General features: G+C 66.0%; 14 protein-coding genes and 1 riboswitch. Of the genes, 6 read left to right on the forward strand and 8 right to left on the reverse strand.

The window, feature by feature from the left end; translation table 11 throughout:
* Positions 1 to 2: 2 nt before the first annotated feature.
* Genes nagA through U0023_RS10700 form a run of 4 tightly spaced genes read right to left on the reverse strand, consistent with a single transcriptional unit; the run spans position 3 to position 3,838 of the window.
* Positions 3 to 1,136: an N-acetylglucosamine-6-phosphate deacetylase gene (gene nagA, locus U0023_RS10685; RefSeq protein WP_322883782.1), complete on the reverse strand. Its 1,134-nt coding sequence runs from the start codon at positions 1,134 to 1,136 to the stop codon at positions 3 to 5.
* Positions 1,136 to 2,188: an SIS domain-containing protein gene (locus U0023_RS10690; RefSeq protein ID WP_009493211.1), complete on the reverse strand. Its 1,053-nt coding sequence runs from the start codon at positions 2,186 to 2,188 to the stop codon at positions 1,136 to 1,138. Before U0023_RS10690 ends, nagA begins: the two co-directional genes overlap by 1 nt.
* Complete coding sequence (locus U0023_RS10695) at positions 2,175 to 2,960, reverse strand: GntR family transcriptional regulator (protein WP_009493210.1); 786 nt, start codon at positions 2,958 to 2,960, stop codon at positions 2,175 to 2,177. Before U0023_RS10695 ends, U0023_RS10690 begins: the two co-directional genes overlap by 14 nt.
* Positions 2,957 to 3,838 (reverse strand): BadF/BadG/BcrA/BcrD ATPase family protein, encoded by an 882-nt coding sequence (locus U0023_RS10700; protein WP_009493208.1) that lies wholly within the window; start codon positions 3,836 to 3,838, stop codon positions 2,957 to 2,959. Before U0023_RS10700 ends, U0023_RS10695 begins: the two co-directional genes overlap by 4 nt.
* 364 nt (positions 3,839 to 4,202) lie before the next feature.
* Between U0023_RS10700 and U0023_RS10705 the strand changes: the two genes are divergently transcribed.
* The 4 genes from U0023_RS10705 to U0023_RS10720 all read left to right on the forward strand — a co-directional run bounded on the left by U0023_RS10705 (position 4,203) and on the right by U0023_RS10720 (position 8,486).
* The gene (locus U0023_RS10705; RefSeq protein ID WP_009493206.1) at positions 4,203 to 5,492 is read left to right on the forward strand and encodes an ABC transporter substrate-binding protein; all 1,290 of its coding nucleotides are present in this window, start codon (positions 4,203 to 4,205) and stop codon (positions 5,490 to 5,492) included.
* Positions 5,493 to 5,565: 73 nt separating this feature from the next.
* Complete coding sequence (locus tag U0023_RS10710) at positions 5,566 to 6,528, forward strand: carbohydrate ABC transporter permease (protein WP_009493203.1); 963 nt, start codon at positions 5,566 to 5,568, stop codon at positions 6,526 to 6,528.
* A gap of 7 nt (positions 6,529 to 6,535) precedes the next feature.
* Positions 6,536 to 7,369: a carbohydrate ABC transporter permease gene (locus tag U0023_RS10715; protein WP_009493202.1), complete on the forward strand. Its 834-nt coding sequence runs from the start codon at positions 6,536 to 6,538 to the stop codon at positions 7,367 to 7,369.
* A 25-nt stretch (positions 7,370 to 7,394) separates the two neighbouring features.
* Complete coding sequence (locus U0023_RS10720; RefSeq protein WP_009493201.1) at positions 7,395 to 8,486, forward strand: ABC transporter ATP-binding protein; 1,092 nt, start codon at positions 7,395 to 7,397, stop codon at positions 8,484 to 8,486.
* Between the two features lie 139 nt (positions 8,487 to 8,625).
* On the opposite strand, the gene U0023_RS10725 is transcribed toward U0023_RS10720, so the two are convergent.
* From U0023_RS10725 to U0023_RS10740, 4 genes are all read right to left on the reverse strand, one after another.
* Complete coding sequence (locus U0023_RS10725; protein WP_009493198.1) at positions 8,626 to 9,327, reverse strand: thiamine ABC transporter ATP-binding protein; 702 nt, start codon at positions 9,325 to 9,327, stop codon at positions 8,626 to 8,628.
* Positions 9,314 to 10,888 (reverse strand): ABC transporter permease subunit, encoded by a 1,575-nt coding sequence (locus tag U0023_RS10730; RefSeq protein ID WP_009493196.1) that lies wholly within the window; start codon positions 10,886 to 10,888, stop codon positions 9,314 to 9,316. The genes U0023_RS10725 and U0023_RS10730 overlap by 14 nt, the downstream gene beginning before the upstream one ends.
* A gap of 9 nt (positions 10,889 to 10,897) precedes the next feature.
* Positions 10,898 to 11,902, reverse strand: coding sequence for a thiamine ABC transporter substrate binding subunit (gene thiB / locus U0023_RS10735; protein WP_009493194.1), 1,005 nt, complete (start codon positions 11,900 to 11,902; stop codon positions 10,898 to 10,900).
* Between the two features lie 68 nt (positions 11,903 to 11,970).
* A riboswitch (TPP riboswitch) is annotated at positions 11,971 to 12,076 on the reverse strand.
* 47 nt (positions 12,077 to 12,123) lie between these two features.
* Positions 12,124 to 14,469, reverse strand: coding sequence for a Tex family protein (locus U0023_RS10740; protein WP_009493192.1), 2,346 nt, complete (start codon positions 14,467 to 14,469; stop codon positions 12,124 to 12,126).
* Between the two features lie 183 nt (positions 14,470 to 14,652).
* Between U0023_RS10740 and U0023_RS10745 the strand changes: the two genes are divergently transcribed.
* Both U0023_RS10745 and ppc read left to right on the forward strand, forming a co-directional pair.
* On the forward strand, positions 14,653 to 15,963 hold the full coding sequence (locus U0023_RS10745) for an Hsp70 family protein (RefSeq protein WP_009493191.1): 1,311 nt from the start codon (positions 14,653 to 14,655) through the stop codon (positions 15,961 to 15,963).
* A 90-nt stretch (positions 15,964 to 16,053) separates the two neighbouring features.
* On the forward strand, positions 16,054 to 18,840 hold the full coding sequence (ppc, locus tag U0023_RS10750) for a phosphoenolpyruvate carboxylase (protein ID WP_009493189.1): 2,787 nt from the start codon (positions 16,054 to 16,056) through the stop codon (positions 18,838 to 18,840).
* The last annotated feature ends 23 nt before the right edge of the window (positions 18,841 to 18,863 follow it).

Genomic DNA, 18,863 nt, shown 5'->3' on the forward strand with positions numbered 1-18,863 from the left:
GTTCAGTTGCTGCTTCCGCCGATCCAAGTCTGCCGCACGTGGAGGCTCTCGTCGAGAAGCACGAGATCGGCGCGGTAGCCGGGCGCGATGCGGCCCAGCTCGTGGTCGAGGCGCAGGAACCGGGCCGGGATCAGCGAGGCCATGCGCAGCACCTCGGGCAGGCCGAGGCCGAGCCGCTGGACGCTGTTGCGCACGGCGCTCGCCATGTCGAGGTCGGAGCCCGCCAGCGTGCCGTCCGCCGTCGTAAGCCGGCCGTCGCGGCGGTAGATCGTGCGGCCGTGCAGCTCGAAGCCGGTGAGATCGGTGCCGGTCACCGCCATGGCGTCGGTCACCAGCATCATGTGCTCCGTGCCCTTGGCGGCCATCGCCACGCGCAGGGCCGCATCGCTCACATGGTGCCCGTCGACGATGAGCCCGCACCAGGTGTCGGGGGTGTCGAGCGCCGCGCCCACCGGGCCCGGATCGCGCCCGGCCAGGGGCGGCATCGCGTTGTAGAGATGCGTGAAGCCGCGTAGCCCATGGCGCGCCGCTTCCACGATGGTCGCGTAGTCACCCGCCGTGTGCCCGGCGCAGACCAGCACGCCCGCTGCCGCCAGCCGCGCAATCGCCGCCAGGCCGGTGCGCTCGGGCGCCAACGTCACCAGCGTGCAGCCCTCGCTCAGCGCGGTCAGGATCGCAAGGTCCTCCTCCTTCATCGGGCGGATGAAGGCGGGGTTGTGCACGCCCTTGCGCTCGGGGCTGATGAAGGGGCCTTCCAGATGGATGCCGAGAACGCCCGGGACGCGCGCGGCCAGGGCCTGGCGCATCGCGTCCACGGCCTCCGCCATGGTCTCGCGGGTGTCGGTGATGAAGGTCGGCAGCAGGCCCGTGGTGCCAAAGGCCCGGTGCGCCGCGGCGATGGTGCGGATGCCCTCGACCGTGCGCACGTCGTTGTAGAGCACGCCGCCGCCGCCGTTGACCTGCACGTCGATGAAGCCGGGGGCGAGCAGGCCCTCGACCCGGCGCTGCTCGATGCCGGCGCCGAGATCCTGCGCGGGCGGCAGGCCGAGGATGCGGCCGTTCTCGATCACGACGGCGCGGCCGTCGAGCATGTGCGCGCCGTCGAAGACGCGGGCTCCCACGAGGGCGATCGGCATCACACGGTCTCCGTCACCTTGCGCAGGCGCGGCGGGCTGTCGGGATTGCGGCCGCGCGCCAGGGCAATGGCATTCACGAGCGGATAGAAGCTCTGGATGAGCGCGATGGGGGCGAGATAGGGATGCGCGTCCTCGCCCCCCGGCAGGGCGACGCTGGCCGCGCCCTCGGCGGCGCCGGCGACGATGACGGGCACGCCCTGCTCGTTCAGCTTCGTCACGAGATCGTTGACGCCGCTCAGGGTCTCGTCGCGCTGGCTGAGCACCAGGATCGGGAAGTGGTCGCCCGCCAGGGTCCAGGGGCCGTGCATCAGCTCGGCGGCGCTCATCGCCTCGGCGTGCACGCCGGAGGTTTCCTTGAGCTTGAGGGCGGCTTCCTGGGCGACGGCGAAGCCCACGCCGCGCCCGACGACGAACAGGTTGTCGGCGTCGGAGAGCACCGGAAGCGCCGCCGACCAGTCGGTCGCGGCGGCCTTCGCCAGCACGTCGGGCAGGGTGTCGAGGGCCTCGAGCAGCGCCCGGTCCTGCGACCAGTGCGCCACGAGCTGCAATCCGGCCGCGAGTGCCGCGATGAAGGATTTCGTGGCCGCCACGCTCTTCTCGGGGCCGGCGTGCAGCGGCAGCACGACCTCGCAGGTGGAGGCGAGCGGCGAGGTCGTGTCGTTCACGAGCGCGACCGTCAGGGCGCCGTCGTCGCGCCCGGCCTGGGCAAGGTTGAGGATGTCGGGGCTGCGGCCCGATTGTGACACGGCGAGGAAGAGGGCGTCGCGCATGCGCGGGCGCGCCTCGTAGACGGAGGTCACGGACGGACCGACGGAGGCGGTGACGAGGCCGGAATGAATCTCGAGCAGATATTTGACGAAGGTCGCGGCATTGTCGGAGCTGCCGCGCGCGCAGGTGACGGCGAAGGGCGGCGGGGAGGCGCGCAGGCGCTCGCCGAGCTCGCGGCACAGGGGCGCGTTGCTCTCAAGCAGGCGCGCCACGACCTCCGGCGCCTCCCGCGCCTCGCGCAGCATGGCCGTCATGGAAGAAGCATTCGTATCAGGTATCATCATTGTGCATCCGTTCGGGCTGGCTGATGGTCAGCTCGGCCACGAAATCATAGGCATCGCCCCGGTAGTAGGACGAGGTGAACTCGACGACTTCGCCCGCGGCGGTGAACGAGCGACGTTCGATGTAGAGCGCGGGACTCTGAGGCGCAACGCCGAGCAGCTCGGCCTGTTCCTCGTTGAGGAGAACCGCATGCAGGCGTTGCAGGGCGCGGGTCGGCATGAAGCCCTGCTCGTGCAGCACCGCATAGAGCGATTGCTTGACGAGGGAGGGATCGGGCAGGACCTTCGAGGGGATGACCGCGTTCTCGATCGCCATGGGAATGCCGTTGGCGAGGCGCAGGCGGTTGACGCGGCTGACGAGGTCTCCCGGCGAGAGGCCGAGCGCCATGAGCTCGTCGGTCGAGGCCTGCCCGGTCGAGCGGCTCAGCATCACGGCCGAGGAGTTCAGTCCGCGGGCCGACATGTCGTCGGTGAAACTCGACAGGCGTGACAGGGGCTGTTCGAGACGCATCTGCGGCGCGATGAAGGTGCCCGATCCCCAGCGCTGGACGAGCACGCCCTTCTGCACCAAGCCGGTAATGGCCTTACGCACCGTAACGCGCGAAATGCCGAGCTGCTTGGCGAGATCCCGTTCGCCCGGAAGGGCCGCATCGGCCTTGAGCGCTCCCTTGCGGACCGCCTCCTCGATGGATTGCTGAAGCTGGAGATAGAGCGGCGTGGGGTTGCCTTCGTCCAGGGGGACGAAGGCGAGAGGCTCGCTGGACTGCTCGTTCATGGCCGCCGCTCCCGGAGGGCCATGCGGGCGAGCAGAATGGCGCCGTCGAGCGCGTCGGCCATGGGTTCCGCGATGGTTCGCTGCACGGGTGGCGAGAGCCAGGGACGGAGCGGCGCCGACAATCCGCCGAAGAGACAGATCGCGGGAGCGCCGAGATCGAGCAGGCGCATGCCGATCGCGCTCAGTCCGGCGGCCGCGTCCTCGATGATGGCGATGCCAAGCGGATCGCGCCGTTCCGCATGCTGCAGGACGAGCGGCGCATAGCGTCCGTAATCGGCCGGGCGGGCCCTGCCGACCCAGTCGACCAGGATTTCAAGGTCGTTCTTGAACTCGGCCAGAACCGCCTCGGAGAGCGGCGTCGAGGCCGTGCGGCCGTCATAGGCCCAGATGCAGCGGCGCAGCAATTCGCGCCCGATGGAGGCGCCGCTGCCTTCATCGGAAATCTCGTAGCCCCAGCCGCCGACATAATGGCACTGGCCGCTGGTACCGCCATAGCCGCAGGAGCCGGTGCCGACGATCAGGATGGCCCCGTCGCCGCCGTTGAAGGCGCCGAGCCAGGCCGTGTGGGCGTCGGTCTCGATCTCGAAGGAGGCGAAGGGATGAGCGTGCGACAGAAGGCGCTCGACCGCGCTGGTCTGCCCGGCACCGGCCGCTCCCATGCCGGCATGGATGCGCTCGAGATCGCTCTCCTGAAGCCCCGCCTGCGCGAGCGCCTCGCGGCAGGCGGTCAGGAGCGAGTTCCAGACCAGTTCGGGATCGAGGCGTAAGTTGGACGGACCGCCCGTTCCCTCGCCCAGAAGCGTTCCCTTCGCATCGCGCAGCCGGGCCCGGCACTTGGTGCCGCCACCGTCAATGCCAAGGAACAGAAGGTCGGTCATGCAATGGGATCTCGGAGTCGATCTTACGGACAGGCACCATGCCACTTAATGTCCAGTTCGGGAAGGGGCACCGGGATGGAAACCCCAGCCGTGTTGTCCACAGGCCCGTCAACGAACATTTCCCAAGAGCGCAAAGCAACGGAAAAGCAGAGCCGGCAAAATGTGCACCGTGTCCATAAAGAGGAGTTGTCTTTGGTTTTTGCCGATACCAATATGAGGTCACTTGTCCAAAGAGCCTTCCGGTGGAACAGTCAGGCTGGTCCGTCGGCGGGCACAAGAATGCAATAAATCGGCACGGGACAATCAGAAGGCCATCATCATCAGGGGCGTCCAGAGCGCCTCTCGGTCACGGAGGAAGAAGACGATGAAGAAACTCCATTCGAAAGCGTTTCTGCGCCGCGCAGGACGGCTGCTCGCGGGCGCCTCGGTGGCCGCGTCGGCCCTTGCTTTCGCCCATGCCGCGTCCGCCCAGACGCTCACCATCGAGAGCTGGCGCAACGACGACGCGGATGTCTGGAACACCAAGATCATTCCGGCCTTCAACAAGAAGCACCCCGACATCAAGGTGCAGTTCAAGGCCGACCCGCCGACCGAGTACAACGCCGCCCTGAACGCGCGTCTTGCCGGCGGCACGGCGGGCGACCTCATCACCTGCCGCCCGTTCGACGCCTCCCTGGACCTGTTCAAGAAGGGCAGCCTGGTCTCCGTCAACGACGTGAAGGGCATCGAGAACTTTTCCGACGTGGCCAAGAGCGCCTGGTCCACGGACGACGGCAAGACCACGTTCTGCATGCCGATGGCCTCGGTGATCCACGGCTTCGTCTTCAACAAGGAGATCTTCGACGAGCTGAAGCTCACGCCGCCGAAGACGGTGGCCGAGTTCCACGCGGTGCTCGACAAGATCAAGGCCGACGGCAAGTACACGCCGATCGCCATGGGCACGGCCGATCAATGGGAGGCCGCCACCATGGGCTTCCAGAACATCGGCGTGAACTACTGGAAGGGCGAGGAGGGCCGCAAGGCGCTCATCGAGGGCAAGCAGAAATTCACCGACCCGGCCTATGTGGACGTGTTCAAGGAACTGGCGAGCTGGGCGCCCTACATGGGCGACGGCTACAAGTCGCAGAAATATCCGGACACGCAGAACCTGTTCACGCTCGGCCGCGCGGCGATCTACCCGGCCGGCTCCTGGGACGTGCCGATCTTCCGCAAGCAGGCCGATTTCCAGTTCGACGCCTTCGCGCCGCCGGTCGTGAAGGACGGCGACAAGTGCTACATCAGCGACCACACGGATATCGCGATCGGCATCAACGCCAAGTCCAAGAACATGGACGCGGCCAAGGCCTTCCTGTCGTGGGTGGCCTCGCCTGAATTCGCCGAGATCTACGCCAACGAGCTGCCGGGCTTCTTCCCGCTCTCCAAGGCGAAGGTCGAGGTGAAGGACCCGGTCGCGGCGAAGTTCGTCGGCTGGCGCGGCACCTGCGAAAGCTCGATCCGCAACTCCTACCAGATCCTGTCGCGCGGCACGCCGAACCTCGAGAACGAGCTTTGGAACGTGAGCGCCCAGGTGATGAACGGCAGCATGAAGCCGGAAGAGGCCGCCAAGAAGGCCGAGGACGGCCTCGCCAGCTGGTATGAGCCGCACAAGAAGTAAGAGCCGACACGCGACAGGGCGGGCCGCTTCCGAAAGGCGGCCCGCTTTTCCTTCTCCTTCGGCCCGGAGCAGCATGACGGATCTCACGGCTTCACAGGTTCGGTCGACGGATGCGGGGCGGGTCCGCTCGCGCTTTCCCGTCCATATCGCGGTCTTTCTCGCGCCGGCGGTTGCGATCTACACGCTGTTCTCGATCTATCCGCTGATCGACACGATCCGCCTGAGCCTTTACGCGGGCGACGAGGCCGGCATCCGCAGCTTCGTCGGGCTGCAGAACTTCCGCACCCTGCTGGCCGATCCCAACTGGTCGGGTCAGTTCTGGAACGCGCTGCGCAACAACCTGATCTTCTTCCTGATCCACATGGTGGTGCAGAACGGCATCGGCCTGGGGCTCGCCATGCTGCTCAGCCTGCCGCGCCTCACCGGCGGCAGCCTCTACCGCACGCTCATCTTCCTGCCCACCATGCTGTCCGTCGTCATCATCGGCTTCATCTGGCAGCTCATCCTCAATCCGCTCTGGGGCATCGCACCGAGCCTTCTCAAGGCCGTGGGCCTGGGGAGCCTCTTCGGTCCCTGGCTCGGCCAGGAATCGACCGCCCTGCTCACCGTCTCGCTCATCTCGGTCTGGCAGTTCGTCGGCATTCCCATGATGCTGATCTATGCGGCGCTCCTGAACATTCCCGACGATCTCCTCGACGCCGCCACCGTCGACGGGGCGGGGCCCTTCAGCGTGTTCTGGTTCGTGCGCCTGCCGCTCATCCTGCCGACGCTCGGCGTCGTGTCGATCCTCACCTTCGTCGCCAACTTCAATGCGTTCGACCTGATCTACGCGATCAAGGGCGCGCTCGCGGGCCCAAACTTCTCGACCGACATTCTCGGCACGTTCTTCTACCGCACCTTCTTCGGCTTCCAGCTCCAGGTCGGCAGTCCGACCATGGGAGCCGCGGTGGCGACCGCCATGCTCGTCATCATCCTGATCGGCGTGCTGATCTATCTCTTCGGCGTGCAGCGGCGGCTGCAGCGGCACACGTTCTGAGGACGCCATGGGAACAACCGTCAGGCCCGGCCGCATCGCCGTTCACATCGCCTTGATTCTCTACACGATCCTGGCGCTCGGACCGATCCTCCTCATCCTGGTCAACGCCTTCAAGACGCGGCGCGCGATCTTCGCCGATCCGCTCGGGCTGCCCAACGGCCAGACCTTCACCACCATCGGGTTCGACCGGGTTTTCGCCAATGCGGATTTCGGGCTCTATTTCTTCAACAGCCTGACGGTCACCTTGGTCTCCCTCGTGCTGATCGTGCTCATCGGCGCCATGGCCGCCTGGGCGCTGACGGAATACAGGTTTCCCGGCAACACGCTGCTGAGCCTCTATCTTGCCATCGGCATCATGGTGCCGATCCGCCTCGGCAGTGTCAGTATCCTGCGCATGATGGTGGAGCTGAACCTCGTCAACACGCTCACGGCGCTGATCCTCGTCTACGTGGCACAAGGCTTGCCGCTCGCCATCCTGATCCTCGGCGAGTTCATCCAGCAGATCCCGAAGGACCTGCGCGATGCGGCCCGCTGCGACGGGGTGAGCGAATACCGGATCTTCTTCAGCATCATCCTGCCGCTCATCAGCCCGGCCATCGCGACGGTGGCCGTGTTCACCATGGTGCCGGTCTGGAACGATCTCTGGTTCCCGCTGATCCTGGCGCCCGGCGACGGCAAGCAGACGATCACCCTGGGCGTCCAGCAATTCATCGGCCAGTACGTGACGGACTGGAACGCTGTTCTCGCCTCGCTCACCCTGGCGATCGCTCCCGTGCTCGTCCTTTATCTCGTCTTCTCGCGCTATCTCGTGCGTGGCCTCACGGCCGGCGCGGTGAAGTGACGATTCATGGTTGGAATTGACCGCGATGGCTGATGTTTCCCTGCATGGTGTGGCCAAATCCTTCGGCGCAACGGAGATCCTGCGCGACATCGATCTTTCCGTCGACGACGGTGAGTTCGTCGTCTTCGTCGGTCCGTCCGGCTGCGGCAAATCCACGTTGCTTCGCATCATCGCCGGCCTGGAGACGGTGAGTGGCGGCGAGATCAGGATCGACAGCCGGCGGGTGAACGAGCTGCCGCCGGCGGATCGCAAGATCGCCATGGTGTTCCAGTCCTATGCGCTCTACCCGCATATGAACGTCTACAAGAACATGGCCTTCGGGCTGAAATTCGCCAAGACGGACAAGGCCGAGGTGGACCGGCGCGTACGGCAGGCGGCGGAAATTTTGAAGCTCACCCCGCTCCTCGACCGCAAGCCGCGCGAGCTGTCGGGCGGTCAGCGCCAGCGCGTGGCCATCGGCCGGGCCATCGTGCGCAACCCGAGCGTCTTCCTGTTCGACGAGCCGCTGTCGAATCTCGATGCGGCGCTGCGCGTCAACACGCGCCTCGAGATCGCCAAGCTGCACCGCGACCTCGGCGCCACGATGATCTACGTCACCCACGACCAGGTTGAGGCGATGACGCTCGCGTCCAAGATCGTGGTGATGAATCACGGCCGGATCGAGCAGGTCGGCGCGCCTCTGGAGCTCTACCGCTTCCCTCGCAACCTGTTCGTCGCAGGCTTCATCGGCTCGCCGCGGATGAACTTCATCAAGGGGCAGGTCCTGCGTGTCGAGGGCAGCAGCGCCACCATCGGGTTCGCCGGAACGGAAGCATTGGTGGATGTGAGAACGGGCAGCCTGTCGGCGGGCGATTCCGTGACCATCGGTATCCGGCCCGAGCACATGGAAGTGGGCGGAGCCGATGCGACCTCGCTGCGCGGCACCATCGACGCGGTCGAGCAGCTCGGCGAGTCGAGCTATGTCTACATGAGGCTCGCGAGCGGCGACGACGTGATCGTCCGCGCCCCGGGCGAAACCGATGCGGCGCCCGGCGGTTCCTACACGGCCCACGTGCCGCGCCGGGCCCTGCACGTGTTCGATGCCTCGGGCATGTCGGTGCTCGCCGGGCGGGGGTGACGCCGCACTCCGGCCGGAAATGACACCCACCGATGTCATGGCCGGGCTTGTCCCGGCCATCCCGATACGCTGAAACGCCGCGCCTTTCCGATCAAGATCACCGGGACGAGCCCGGTGATGACGTGGTGTTTGTCATCCCTCACGAATTCGACACAGCCGCCGCAATCCTCGGCGCGAGCGCGCTCGTGAGAATGTCGGCGGGTTTGCCTGAGGACACGACGCGTCCGTCGGCCACGAAGGCCATCTGGTCGGCCACATCGGCCACGTCCTCGGGCGTGTGGATCGTCATGAGGATCGTGACCGGGCGCCTGCGCCGCAGGGAATCGACGAGCAGGATCATGTCGCGGCGGAGCGCAGGATCGAGGCTGCTGAAGGGCTCGTCGAGGAGAATGAGCGGACGGCCGGAGACGAGCGCGCGCGCCAGCGCCACCCGCTGACGCTGCCCACCCGACATCTCGCCCGGCTTGCGATCGTCGAATCCGTCGAGGCCGACAGCATCGAGCATCTCGCCGACGAGGCGCTTCTCGTCCGCGCTCAAGCGCAGGGAAGGGCGCAGGCCCAGGCCGACATTCTGCGCGGCGCTCAGATGCGGAAACAGGTTGTGGTCCTGGAACACGATGGCCGCCGGGCGCTTGGCCGGCTCCAGCGGCAGGAGATCTTGTCCGTCGAAGGTCAGGGTGCCGCTCTCAGGGACCTCGAACCCGGCGATCATGTGGAGCAGGGTGGTCTTGCCGCCGCCCGACGGGCCGATGACGGCGCAGAGATGTCCCGCCGGCACGGTCAGCGTGTAATCGGCCGCGAAATCCGGCCAGGTCAGGCGGCAATTCTCAATCACCAGCATGGGACAATCGACCGGAAACGTGAGCGAGCAGGACGGCCAAGAGGACGATGACGAGGCCGATGCTCGAGGCCTCGTCCAGGCGGTAGGCGCCGAGACGCTCGTAGAGGAGATAGGGCAGGGTCACCAGCTCCGTACCGCCGAACAGCGCGACGATGCCGAAATCGCCGAAGGACAGGGCCATGGCGAGCGCGAAGCCCGCCGCAAGCGGGCGCTTGAGAGCGGGCCAGTCCATGATCGTCAGCTTCGACCAGCCGGTGAGGCCGAGAGACGCGGCGACGCGGCCGTACCGCTCTTCTGTGGTGAGGAGATGCGGCGCCACGTAGCGATAGGCGAAGGGCACGGCGGCGAGCCCGTTGATGAGGGGGAGCAGGATGAAGCCCGCCGTCGAGGGGTCGCCAAAGCGCCGGATCAGCAGGAACAGGCCGGCGGTCAGCGCGAAGGGCGGAACGGCAAGCATCGTATCGGGCAGCAGGTCGTAGAAGGCTGCGATCCGCGGCGAGCGCAGGACGATGCGCTGCCGTCGCGCCGCGGAGGCGAGCGCATAAGCGAGGAGGCAGGCCAGGATGGCGGCGCAGCTCGCAATCGTCAGGCTCGTGACGAAGGCGCGCAGCAGATCGGCATCGATTACGGCGGCAAGGCTGCGAAACCCCGTCAGCACGCTGAAGGCCAGCGGCCCGATGAACAGGGCGCTGACGACGAGCACGAAGACGTCGAGGATCTTCAGACGCCGGTTCTTCGCATCGGGGCGACGGACGAGGCTGCGGATCGTGTGGCCGACGGGAGGGCGCGTGAAGGCCCAGTGGAGCAGACCCGTCATCGACAGGCAGATCGCGAGCTGGATCAGGGCAAGCCAGGCGACGCGGCCGAAATCGAGATCGATCTTGAGCGCCTCGTAGATCGCCACCTCGAGGGTGGACCGGCTCGGTCCGCCACCGAGCGCCAGCACGATGGCGAAGCTCTTGAAGCACATGAGGAAGATCAGGCCCGCTATGCCGGGCAGCTCCGCCCGCAGCACCGGCCAGTCGAGATGGCGGAACACTTGAGCGGGTGTGAAGCCCAAGGCGCCCGCGAGGCGCCAATGCTCGGCCGGGACCTGGTTCAATCCGTCGAGGGCGATCCGCGCCACGAAGGGGCCGTTCAGGAATACGTGCGCGATCAGGATGCCCGGATAGCCGAAGATGCTGAAGCCGCTCTTCCAGCCGAGAAGCGCGAGCCCTTCGGCGAGCCATCCACTGCGGCCGTAGACGGCGAAGACCGCGAACACGGCCACGATGGTCGGCAGCACCATCGTGGTGCTCAAGACGGCCAGGACGAGATTGCGCCCCGGGAACCTCCGGCGCGCCAGCGCGAGCGCCAGGCCGATCCCGAGGACGAGGGAGAGCGCGGTCGAGAGCAGGGCCTGGACGACGGAGAAGGCGAGCACGCGTCCGAGATAGGGGCCGATGGAGAGAAGCGCGGGCGTCCCTCCATCGACCGTGGCGAGGGCTACGAAGCCGCCGGCAACCAGACTCACGATGGCGAAGGCCACCAGGCTTCCGGGATGGGGCAGCTTCAGGACCATGGGCGGCGATCAGCGCGCGGTGGCGTTGAGCCAGGCATCCGTGAAGGCGCGGCGGTTCTGCTGCACCTCCTCGGGGGTGAAGAGAAGCGCCTTGTCCGGCTGCACGAGGGTCCTGAAGGCATCGGGCAAGCCGGAGGCCGGGGTCTTGGCCGGCATCATCCAGTTGCCCTCGGGCATGGCCGACTGGAACGGCTCGCTGAGGATGAAGGCCATGAACTGCTTGGCGAGGTCCGGCTGCTTCGTCGTGCGGGTCATGCCGGCCAGCTCCACGTGGAGATAGTGCCCTTCCGTAAAGGCGGCAGCCTTGTAGTTGTCCTTCTTCTCCGCGACGATGTGATAGGCCGGGGAGGTGGTGTAGGACATCACCATGTCGGCTTCGCCCTTCAGGAACAGGCCATAGGCCTCGGACCAGCCCTTGGTGAAGGTGACGATGCGGGGCTTGAGCTTGCCCCAGGCCGCGCCGGCTTGGTCGCCATAGATCTTCTGCATCCAGAGCAGGAGGCCGAGGCCCGGAGCGCTGGTGCGGGGATCCTGCAGGACCACCTTCGGGCCGTTCGGATCCTCGACCAGCTCCTTCAGGCTCTTGGGCGGATGGGCGAGCTTGTTGGCATCGTACACGAAGGCGTAATAGCCCCAGTCGAAGGGAAGGAAGGTGCTGTCACTCCATGTGATAGGAAGTGCCAGATCCCTGTCATTCACGCCGTGGGGGGCGAAGAGGTTGAGGGACTTGGCCTCGGCCATGAGATTCATGTCGAGACCGACCACCACGTCGGCCTTGGTGTTCTCGCCCTCAAGCCGCAGCCGCCCGAGCAGGCTTCCGGCGTCCTCGGCCGTGACCCAGGTCAGCTCGCAGCCGCAGGTCGCCTCGAAACGCTCCTTGACGGTCTTGCCGGGACCGTATTTTCCGGCGAACGAGCTATAGGTGTAGACCGTGAGCGTCGGTTTGGTCTGGGCTTGGGCAAGGCCCGTCGCGAGCCCAAGCGTCGCGAGGGTGAGAAGAAGTCGGCGTAACATCAGGGGCGCTCCCATGCATGAGGCAGGCCGGACCGGCGGCGCAGATTGCACGGGGCATGGCTTTTCTGGCGATGTCGCATGCTCATTCCCTCCGCCGGCATGACCCGGATCAGGTTCGACGGGTCGGTGGCCCTGCCACCTCTCAGCCCCGCATAGGCTCCCCGTGAGACATGTCGCTTCTAAAACAGTTCAGGGGCGGCCACAAGCCGCCCCAGTCGGGCTTATTTCCGGCCGCTCTTGTCCTTGCCGCCCGTCATCGCAGCCCGGCGCAGGGCATCGGCCAGGGCGCCGCCGGAGGCTTGGGCCTGCGGAGCCGGCTTCCGCTCTGCCTGGGAACGGTGCTTCTGGAACGCGGCCCGGTTGTCGTCCTGCCGGCCCTGAGGCCGCTTCTCGGCCGGGTCGCTCATGCGCATGGACAGCGAGATGCGCTTCCTCGGAACGTCGACCTCGAGCACCTTCACCTTCACGATGTCGCCCGGCTTCACGACGGTGCGCGGGTCCTTCACGAAGGTGTCGGCCAGCGCCGAGATGTGCACGAGCCCGTCCTGGTGCACGCCCACGTCGACGAAGGCGCCGAACGCGGCCACGTTGGTCACGACCCCTTCCAGCATCATCCCGGGCTTGAGGTCGCTGATCTTCTCCACGCCCTCCATGAAGGTGGCGGTCTTGAATTCGGGGCGCGGATCGCGGCCGGGCTTCTCGAGTTCGCTCAGGATGTCCTTCACGGTCGGCACGCCGAACTTCTCGTCCGTGAAGGCCTGCGGGTTGAGCTTCTTCAGGACGGCCCCGTTGCCGATCACGACCTTGATATCGCTCTTCGTGGCCTCAAGAATGCGGCGCACCACCGGATAGGCTTCCGGATGGACGCCGGAGGCATCGAGCGGGTCGTCGCCGTTGGGAATGCGCAGGAAGCCGGCCGCCTGCTCGAAGGTCTTCGGACCGAGGCCCGACACCTTGGTGAGCGCCTTGCGGGTCTTGAACGGACCATTGGCATCGCGGTGCTCGACGATGTTCTTCGCCACCCACTCGCCGAGACCCGACACGCGGGAGAGAAGCGGCGCGGACGCGGTGTTGAGATCGACGCCGACCGCGTTCACGCAATCCTCCACCACCGCATCGAGGGAGCGCGAGAGCTTGTATTCGGCGAGATCGTGCTGGTACTGCCCGACGCCGATCGATTTCGGGTCGATCTTCACGAGTTCCGCCAGCGGATCCTGCAGACGGCGCGCGATGGAGACGGCACCACGCAGGGACACGTCGAGCCCCGGCAATTCCTGGCTGGCGAAGGCGGATGCGGAATACACGGAAGCGCCCGCCTCCGAGACCATGATCTTGGTGAGCTTCAGATCCGGGTGCTTCGACACCAGTTCGGCCGCGAGCTTGTCTGTCTCGCGCGAGGCCGTGCCGTTGCCGATGGCGACGAGTTCGACCTTGTGCACGCGGCAGAGCCGCGCCAGCGTCGCGAGCGATTCGTCCCATTGGCGCTTCGGCTCGTGCGGGTAGATGGTATCGGTTGCCACGACCTTTCCGGTCGCATCCACCACGGCCACCTTCACGCCGGTGCGGTATCCGGGGTCGAGGCCGAGCGTCGGGCGCGCGCCGGCGGGAGCCGCGAGCAGCAGGTCGCGCAGGTTGCCCGCGAACACCTTCACGGCCTCGTCCTCGGCGAGCTGCCAGAGCTTCATCTTCATGTCGAGCTCGATGGAGAACCGCAGCTTCGTGCGCCAGGCCCAGCGCACGGTCTCCAGGAGCCACTTGTCCCCCGGACGGCCCTGGTCGACGATGCCGAAGGCGAGCGCCGTGCGGCCCTCGTAGCGGCTGACATAGCCAGGCTCGGCGGCGTCCTTGTCCTCCTCCATGCGCAGGTCGAGGATTTCTTCCTTCTCCCCGCGGAACAGCGCGAGGATGCGGTGGGAGGGGAGCTTCGTCAGCGGCTCGGCGAAGTCGAAGTAATCGGAGAACTTCGCCCCGTCCGTCTGCTTGCCGTCGCGGACCTTGGAAGTGAGGCTGCCTCGCTCCCAGTAGATGTCGCGCAGGGAGCCCAGCAACTCGGCGTTTTCCGAGAAACGCTCGACCAGGATCGAACGGGCGCCTTCCAGGGCCGCCTCGGGCGTGGCGACTTCCTTCTCGGCATTCACGAAGGCGGCCGCCGCTTCCTTCGGCTCGCGGGCGGGCTCGCTCAGGAGAAGATCGGCCAGGGGCTCCAGACCCGCCTCCTTGGCGATCTGCGCCTTGGTGCGCCGCTTGGGCTTGTACGGCAGGTAGAGGTCTTCGAGGCGCGCCTTTGTGTCGGCGTTGTTGATCTGGAGCGCCAGCTCGTCCGTGAGCTTGCCCTGTTCGCGGATGCTGTCGAGGATCGTCTTGCGGCGGTCCTCCATCTCGCGAAGGTAGCGCAGGCGCTCCTCCAGGGTCCGCAGCTGCGCGTCGTCCAGGGTGCCGGTGACTTCCTTGCGGTAGCGCGCGATGAAGGGAACGGTGGAGCCGCCGTCCAGCAGATCGACGGCCGCCTTGACCTGCCATTCCTGAACATTCAGTTCGTTCGCGATGCGCTGACCGATGGATAGCATGAAAGTCTCCGAGAATGCATAAGGCGCGGCTTCTACGGCGCGGGGCGCCTCCCGGTCAACGGGCCGTCCACAGCCCCGGGGTCGCAGTGCCGTTGGGTAATGGAATGTTTGGCTTTCCCCCTTGGCTTGTCTGGCCTTGGCGTATAGACCGTCCGACCCTTCAAGCGGTCGTCCGAGGTCCCCATGCCCCTGTCCCCTGATTTTTCCATCGGCATCGATTTCGGCACCAGCAACACGGTCGTGGCCATCGCGGATCCGCAGGGGAATGTGGAGGCGCTGACCTTCGAGCATGGGGGAGAGCGCCTGAAGGTCTATGTCACGGCGCTCTGCTTCTGGGACGAGCGGCACGGCAACGGCCTGCGCACGGAAGTCGAGGGCGGGCCCTGGGCGATCGAGCAGTTCCTCGAAGGACTCCATGCCCACCGTTTCATCCAGTCCTTCAAGACTTTCGCCGCCAGCGCCACCTTCAAGGAGACCCGCATCTTCCGGGAGCGCTACGCCTTCGAGGACCTGTTGAGCGCGTTCCTGCGCACGCTTGCGCATCACGGCGGCTCCCGGCTGGATTGGGGTGCCGGAAATGTCGTCATCGGCCGACCGGTCCAGTTCGCGGGCTACAATCCCGACGACGATCTCGCCATGCAGCGCTACCGGACTGCTTTCGGCCGGCTCGGGGCCGAGCAGGCCCACTATGTCTATGAGCCGGTCGGCGCCGCGTTCTTCTATGCGCGCCAGCTCGACCACGACGCCACCGTGCTCGTGGCGGATTTCGGCGGCGGCACCAGCGACTTTTCGGTCATGCGGTTCTCGAAGGCCGGCGGCGTGCTGCGCGCCGAGCCCCTGGGGCATGCGGGTATCGGTCTTGCGGGCGATGCCTTCGATTACCGGATCGTCGACAAGGTCGTGTCGCCGCGCCTCGGCAAGGGCGGGCTGTATCGCTCCATGGACAAGATCCTGTCGATCCCCAATCACTACTACGCCAATTTCGCCCGCTGGAACCAGCTCGCCATGATGAAGGGCAGCGGCGATTTGAAGGAGCTGCGGGAGCTCGCCCGGGTCGCCCTGGAGCCCAAACCCTTGGAGAAGTTCATCGATATCATCGAATACGACCTAGGGTTTGCCCTCTATCGGGCCGTGTCTTCGGCCAAGGTGGCGCTCTCCAACCATGAGGAGACGGATTTCCGCTTCCAGGGCGAGGGTGTCGATATTCAGGCGAAGATCTCCCGTGCCGATTTCGAGTCCTGGATCGCGGAGGACGTCGACCGGATCGCCCAGACGGTCGACGAGGCGCTGGCCAAAGCCGGTGTGAAGCCCGCGGAGATCGAGCGGGTGTTCCTCACCGGCGGCACGTCCTTCGTTCCGGCCATCCGCCGCCTGTTCGTCGACCGGTTCGGCGAGACCAGGCTGACCTCCGCGGACCAGTTCGAATCCATCGCCTATGGGTTGGCCCTGATCGGCCAATCCGAGGCGCCGGAGCGCTGGGCTGTCACGAATTAGGCCGAATTTAAAATATAATTACGCTTGCCGTCCTGTGACAAAGGGTTTTATTTCGCAGTGCAACATTGCACATGAAGCGGGAGCCCTCGCATGTCCCTGATCAACCCTGACGTCACGCCCGAGAAGGACTTTCCCCTTCGTGACGATATCCGGCTTCTGGGGCGCATCCTCGGCGATACGATCCGTGAACAGGAGGGCGAGGCGGCTTTCGAGATCGTGGAGCGGATCCGCCAGACCTCGATCCGCTTCCACCGCGATGAGGACGAAATCGCCCGCCGGGAGCTCGAGACGATCCTGAACAGCCTCTCGCGGGGGCGCACCAACCAGATCATCCGGGCCTACAGCTATTTCTCACATCTGGCGAACCTCGCCGAGGACCAGCACCATGTCCGCCGCTCCCGCGCCCATGCCATGGCGGGCGCTCACGCCATGGAGGCCGCTGCACCACGCGAGGGAACATTGGCGCGGGCCCTCAAGCTCATTCAGGAGGCAGGCATCAGCCACAACGCGCTGCAGGCCTTCTTCGGCTCCGCTCTCGTCTGTCCGGTCCTGACGGCGCATCCGACGGAGGTGCGCCGCAAGAGCACCATCGACCGGGAGATGGAGATCTCCCAGATCCTGGCCCAGCGCGACCGGCAGCAGATGACCCCGGACGAGGAGGCGGCCTGCCAGGACGGCCTTCGCCGCGCGATCCTCACCCTCTGGCAGACGAGCATCCTGCGCCGGAACAGGCTGAAAGTGATCGACGAGGTCAATAACGGCCTCTCGTATTACGACTATACCTTCTTCAAGGAGGTGCCTCGCGTCTATGCCGCGCTCGAGGATCAGCTCGCGGCCATGGACCCTGTCTGGGACAATACCGAGCTCCCCTCCTTCCTGCGGATGGGAAGCTGGATCGGCGGCGACCGAGACGGCAACCCCTTCGTGACGGCCGATGCTCTGCGTCAGGCGCTGCTGCTGCAGAGCAAGCACGCGCTCAGTTTCTATCTCGAAGAACTCCATTGCCTGGGCGCCGAGCTGTCGCTCGATGGGCGCTATGTGAACGTCTCCGACGAGGTCCAGGAACTCGCCAAGGCGTCGCCCGATCCTTCGCCTCATCGCCAGGACGAGCCCTATCGCCGGGCGATCACGGGCATCTACGCGCGCCTTGCGGCAACTGCAGCGCGACTGGGGCACGGCGACGTGGCGCGTCATGCGGTCGGTGAGGCACCGGCCTATGACAGCGTCGAGGAATTCGAAGGCGATCTGTCCATCCTGCACCGCTCCCTGCGATCGAACGGATCGGGCTCTCTGTCGCGGGGCCGCCTGCGCAAACTGCGACGCGCCCTCGACGTGTTCGGCTTCCATCTGGCAAGTCTCGACATGCGGCAGAACTCGGACGTTCATCAGCGCGTGGTCGCCGAGCTTTTCGAGAAGGCGGTTCCCGGTACCGATTATGAAGGCTTGTCGGAAGACAAGCGTGTCGCGCTGCTTCTGGAAGAGCTCGCGACACCACGCCTCCTGACATCGCCCTATCTCGAATACTCGACGGAAACCACATCCGAGCTCGCCATCGTCCGAGAGGCCGCCGAAGCGCACCGGCGCTACGGCCGCGCGGCCGTGCCGAACTACGTCATCTCCAAGGCGAGCGATCCGTCGGACATTCTGGAAGTCGCTCTTCTTTTGAAGGAAGCGGGTCTGCTGCGTCCGCGTGGCGGCGAGATGGACGTGAACATCATTCCGCTCTTCGAGACCATCGCGGATCTGCGCCATTGCAGCGGCGTGATGGATGCGCTCTTCGCTTTGCCCGATTACATGCGCCTGTTGCGCAGCCGCGGTCAGGCGCAGGAGGTGATGCTCGGATATTCCGACAGCAACAAGGACGGCGGCTTCCTCACGTCGGGCTGGGAACTCTACAAGGCGGAGATCGAGCTGATCGAGGTGTTCAAGCGTCATGGCGTGGCCCTCCGCCTCTTCCATGGACGCGGGGGATCGGTGGGCCGTGGCGGCGGGCCTAGCTATCAGGCGATCCTCGCGCAGCCCGGAGGGGCCGTGCAGGGTGCCATCCGCATCACGGAACAGGGCGAGGTGATCGCGGGCAAGTACTCCAATCCCGATCTGGGACGGCGCAATCTCGAGATCCTGGCCGCCGCGACCCTCGAGGCCTCGCTGCTGCATTCCGGCCAGTCTGCACCACGCGCGGAATATCTCAATGCCATGGAGGAGCTGTCGGACAGCGCCTTCAGGGCCTATCGAGCGCTCGTCTACGAGACCGAAGGCTTCGAGCGCTATTTCTGGGAATCGACGGTAATCGGCGAGATCGCCAACCTGAACATCGGCAGCCGGCCCGCTTCACGCGCCAATTCGCGGCGCATCGAGGACCTGCGCGCCATCCCCTGGGTGTTCGGCTGGGCTCAGTGCCGTCTCATGCTGCCGGGCTGGTACGGCTTCGGCTCCGCCGTCAACGAGTGGCTTGAAAAGCGGCCCGAGACCGGCCTGGCGCTGCTGCAGGCAATGTACCGCGAATGGCCCTTCTTCCAGGCCCTGCTCTCGAACATGGACATGGTGCTGGCGAAGAGCAACATCGCCATCGCCTCACGTTATTCCAACCTTGTTGCGGATGACAGCTTGCGCGAGGCCATCTTCCCGCGCCTGCGCCGCGAATGGGAGGATTCGATCAGGCAGCTGCTCGCCATCATGCAGCAGCAATCCCTGCTCGACGGCAATCCGCTTCTGGCCCGCTCGATCCGCAATCGCTTCCCCTATCTCGACCCGCTGAACCACCTGCAGATCGAGTTGCTGAAGCGTCACCGTTCCGGCGATGCCGACGAGCAGGTCGTGCAGGGAATCCACCTGTCCATCAACGGCATCGCGGCGGGCCTGCGCAACAGCGGCTAGGAAACAGAGTTTCGGAACCCGAT

The sequence above is a fragment of the Microvirga lotononidis genome (assembly GCF_034627025.1).
Classification (GTDB): domain Bacteria; phylum Pseudomonadota; class Alphaproteobacteria; order Rhizobiales; family Beijerinckiaceae; genus Microvirga; species Microvirga lotononidis.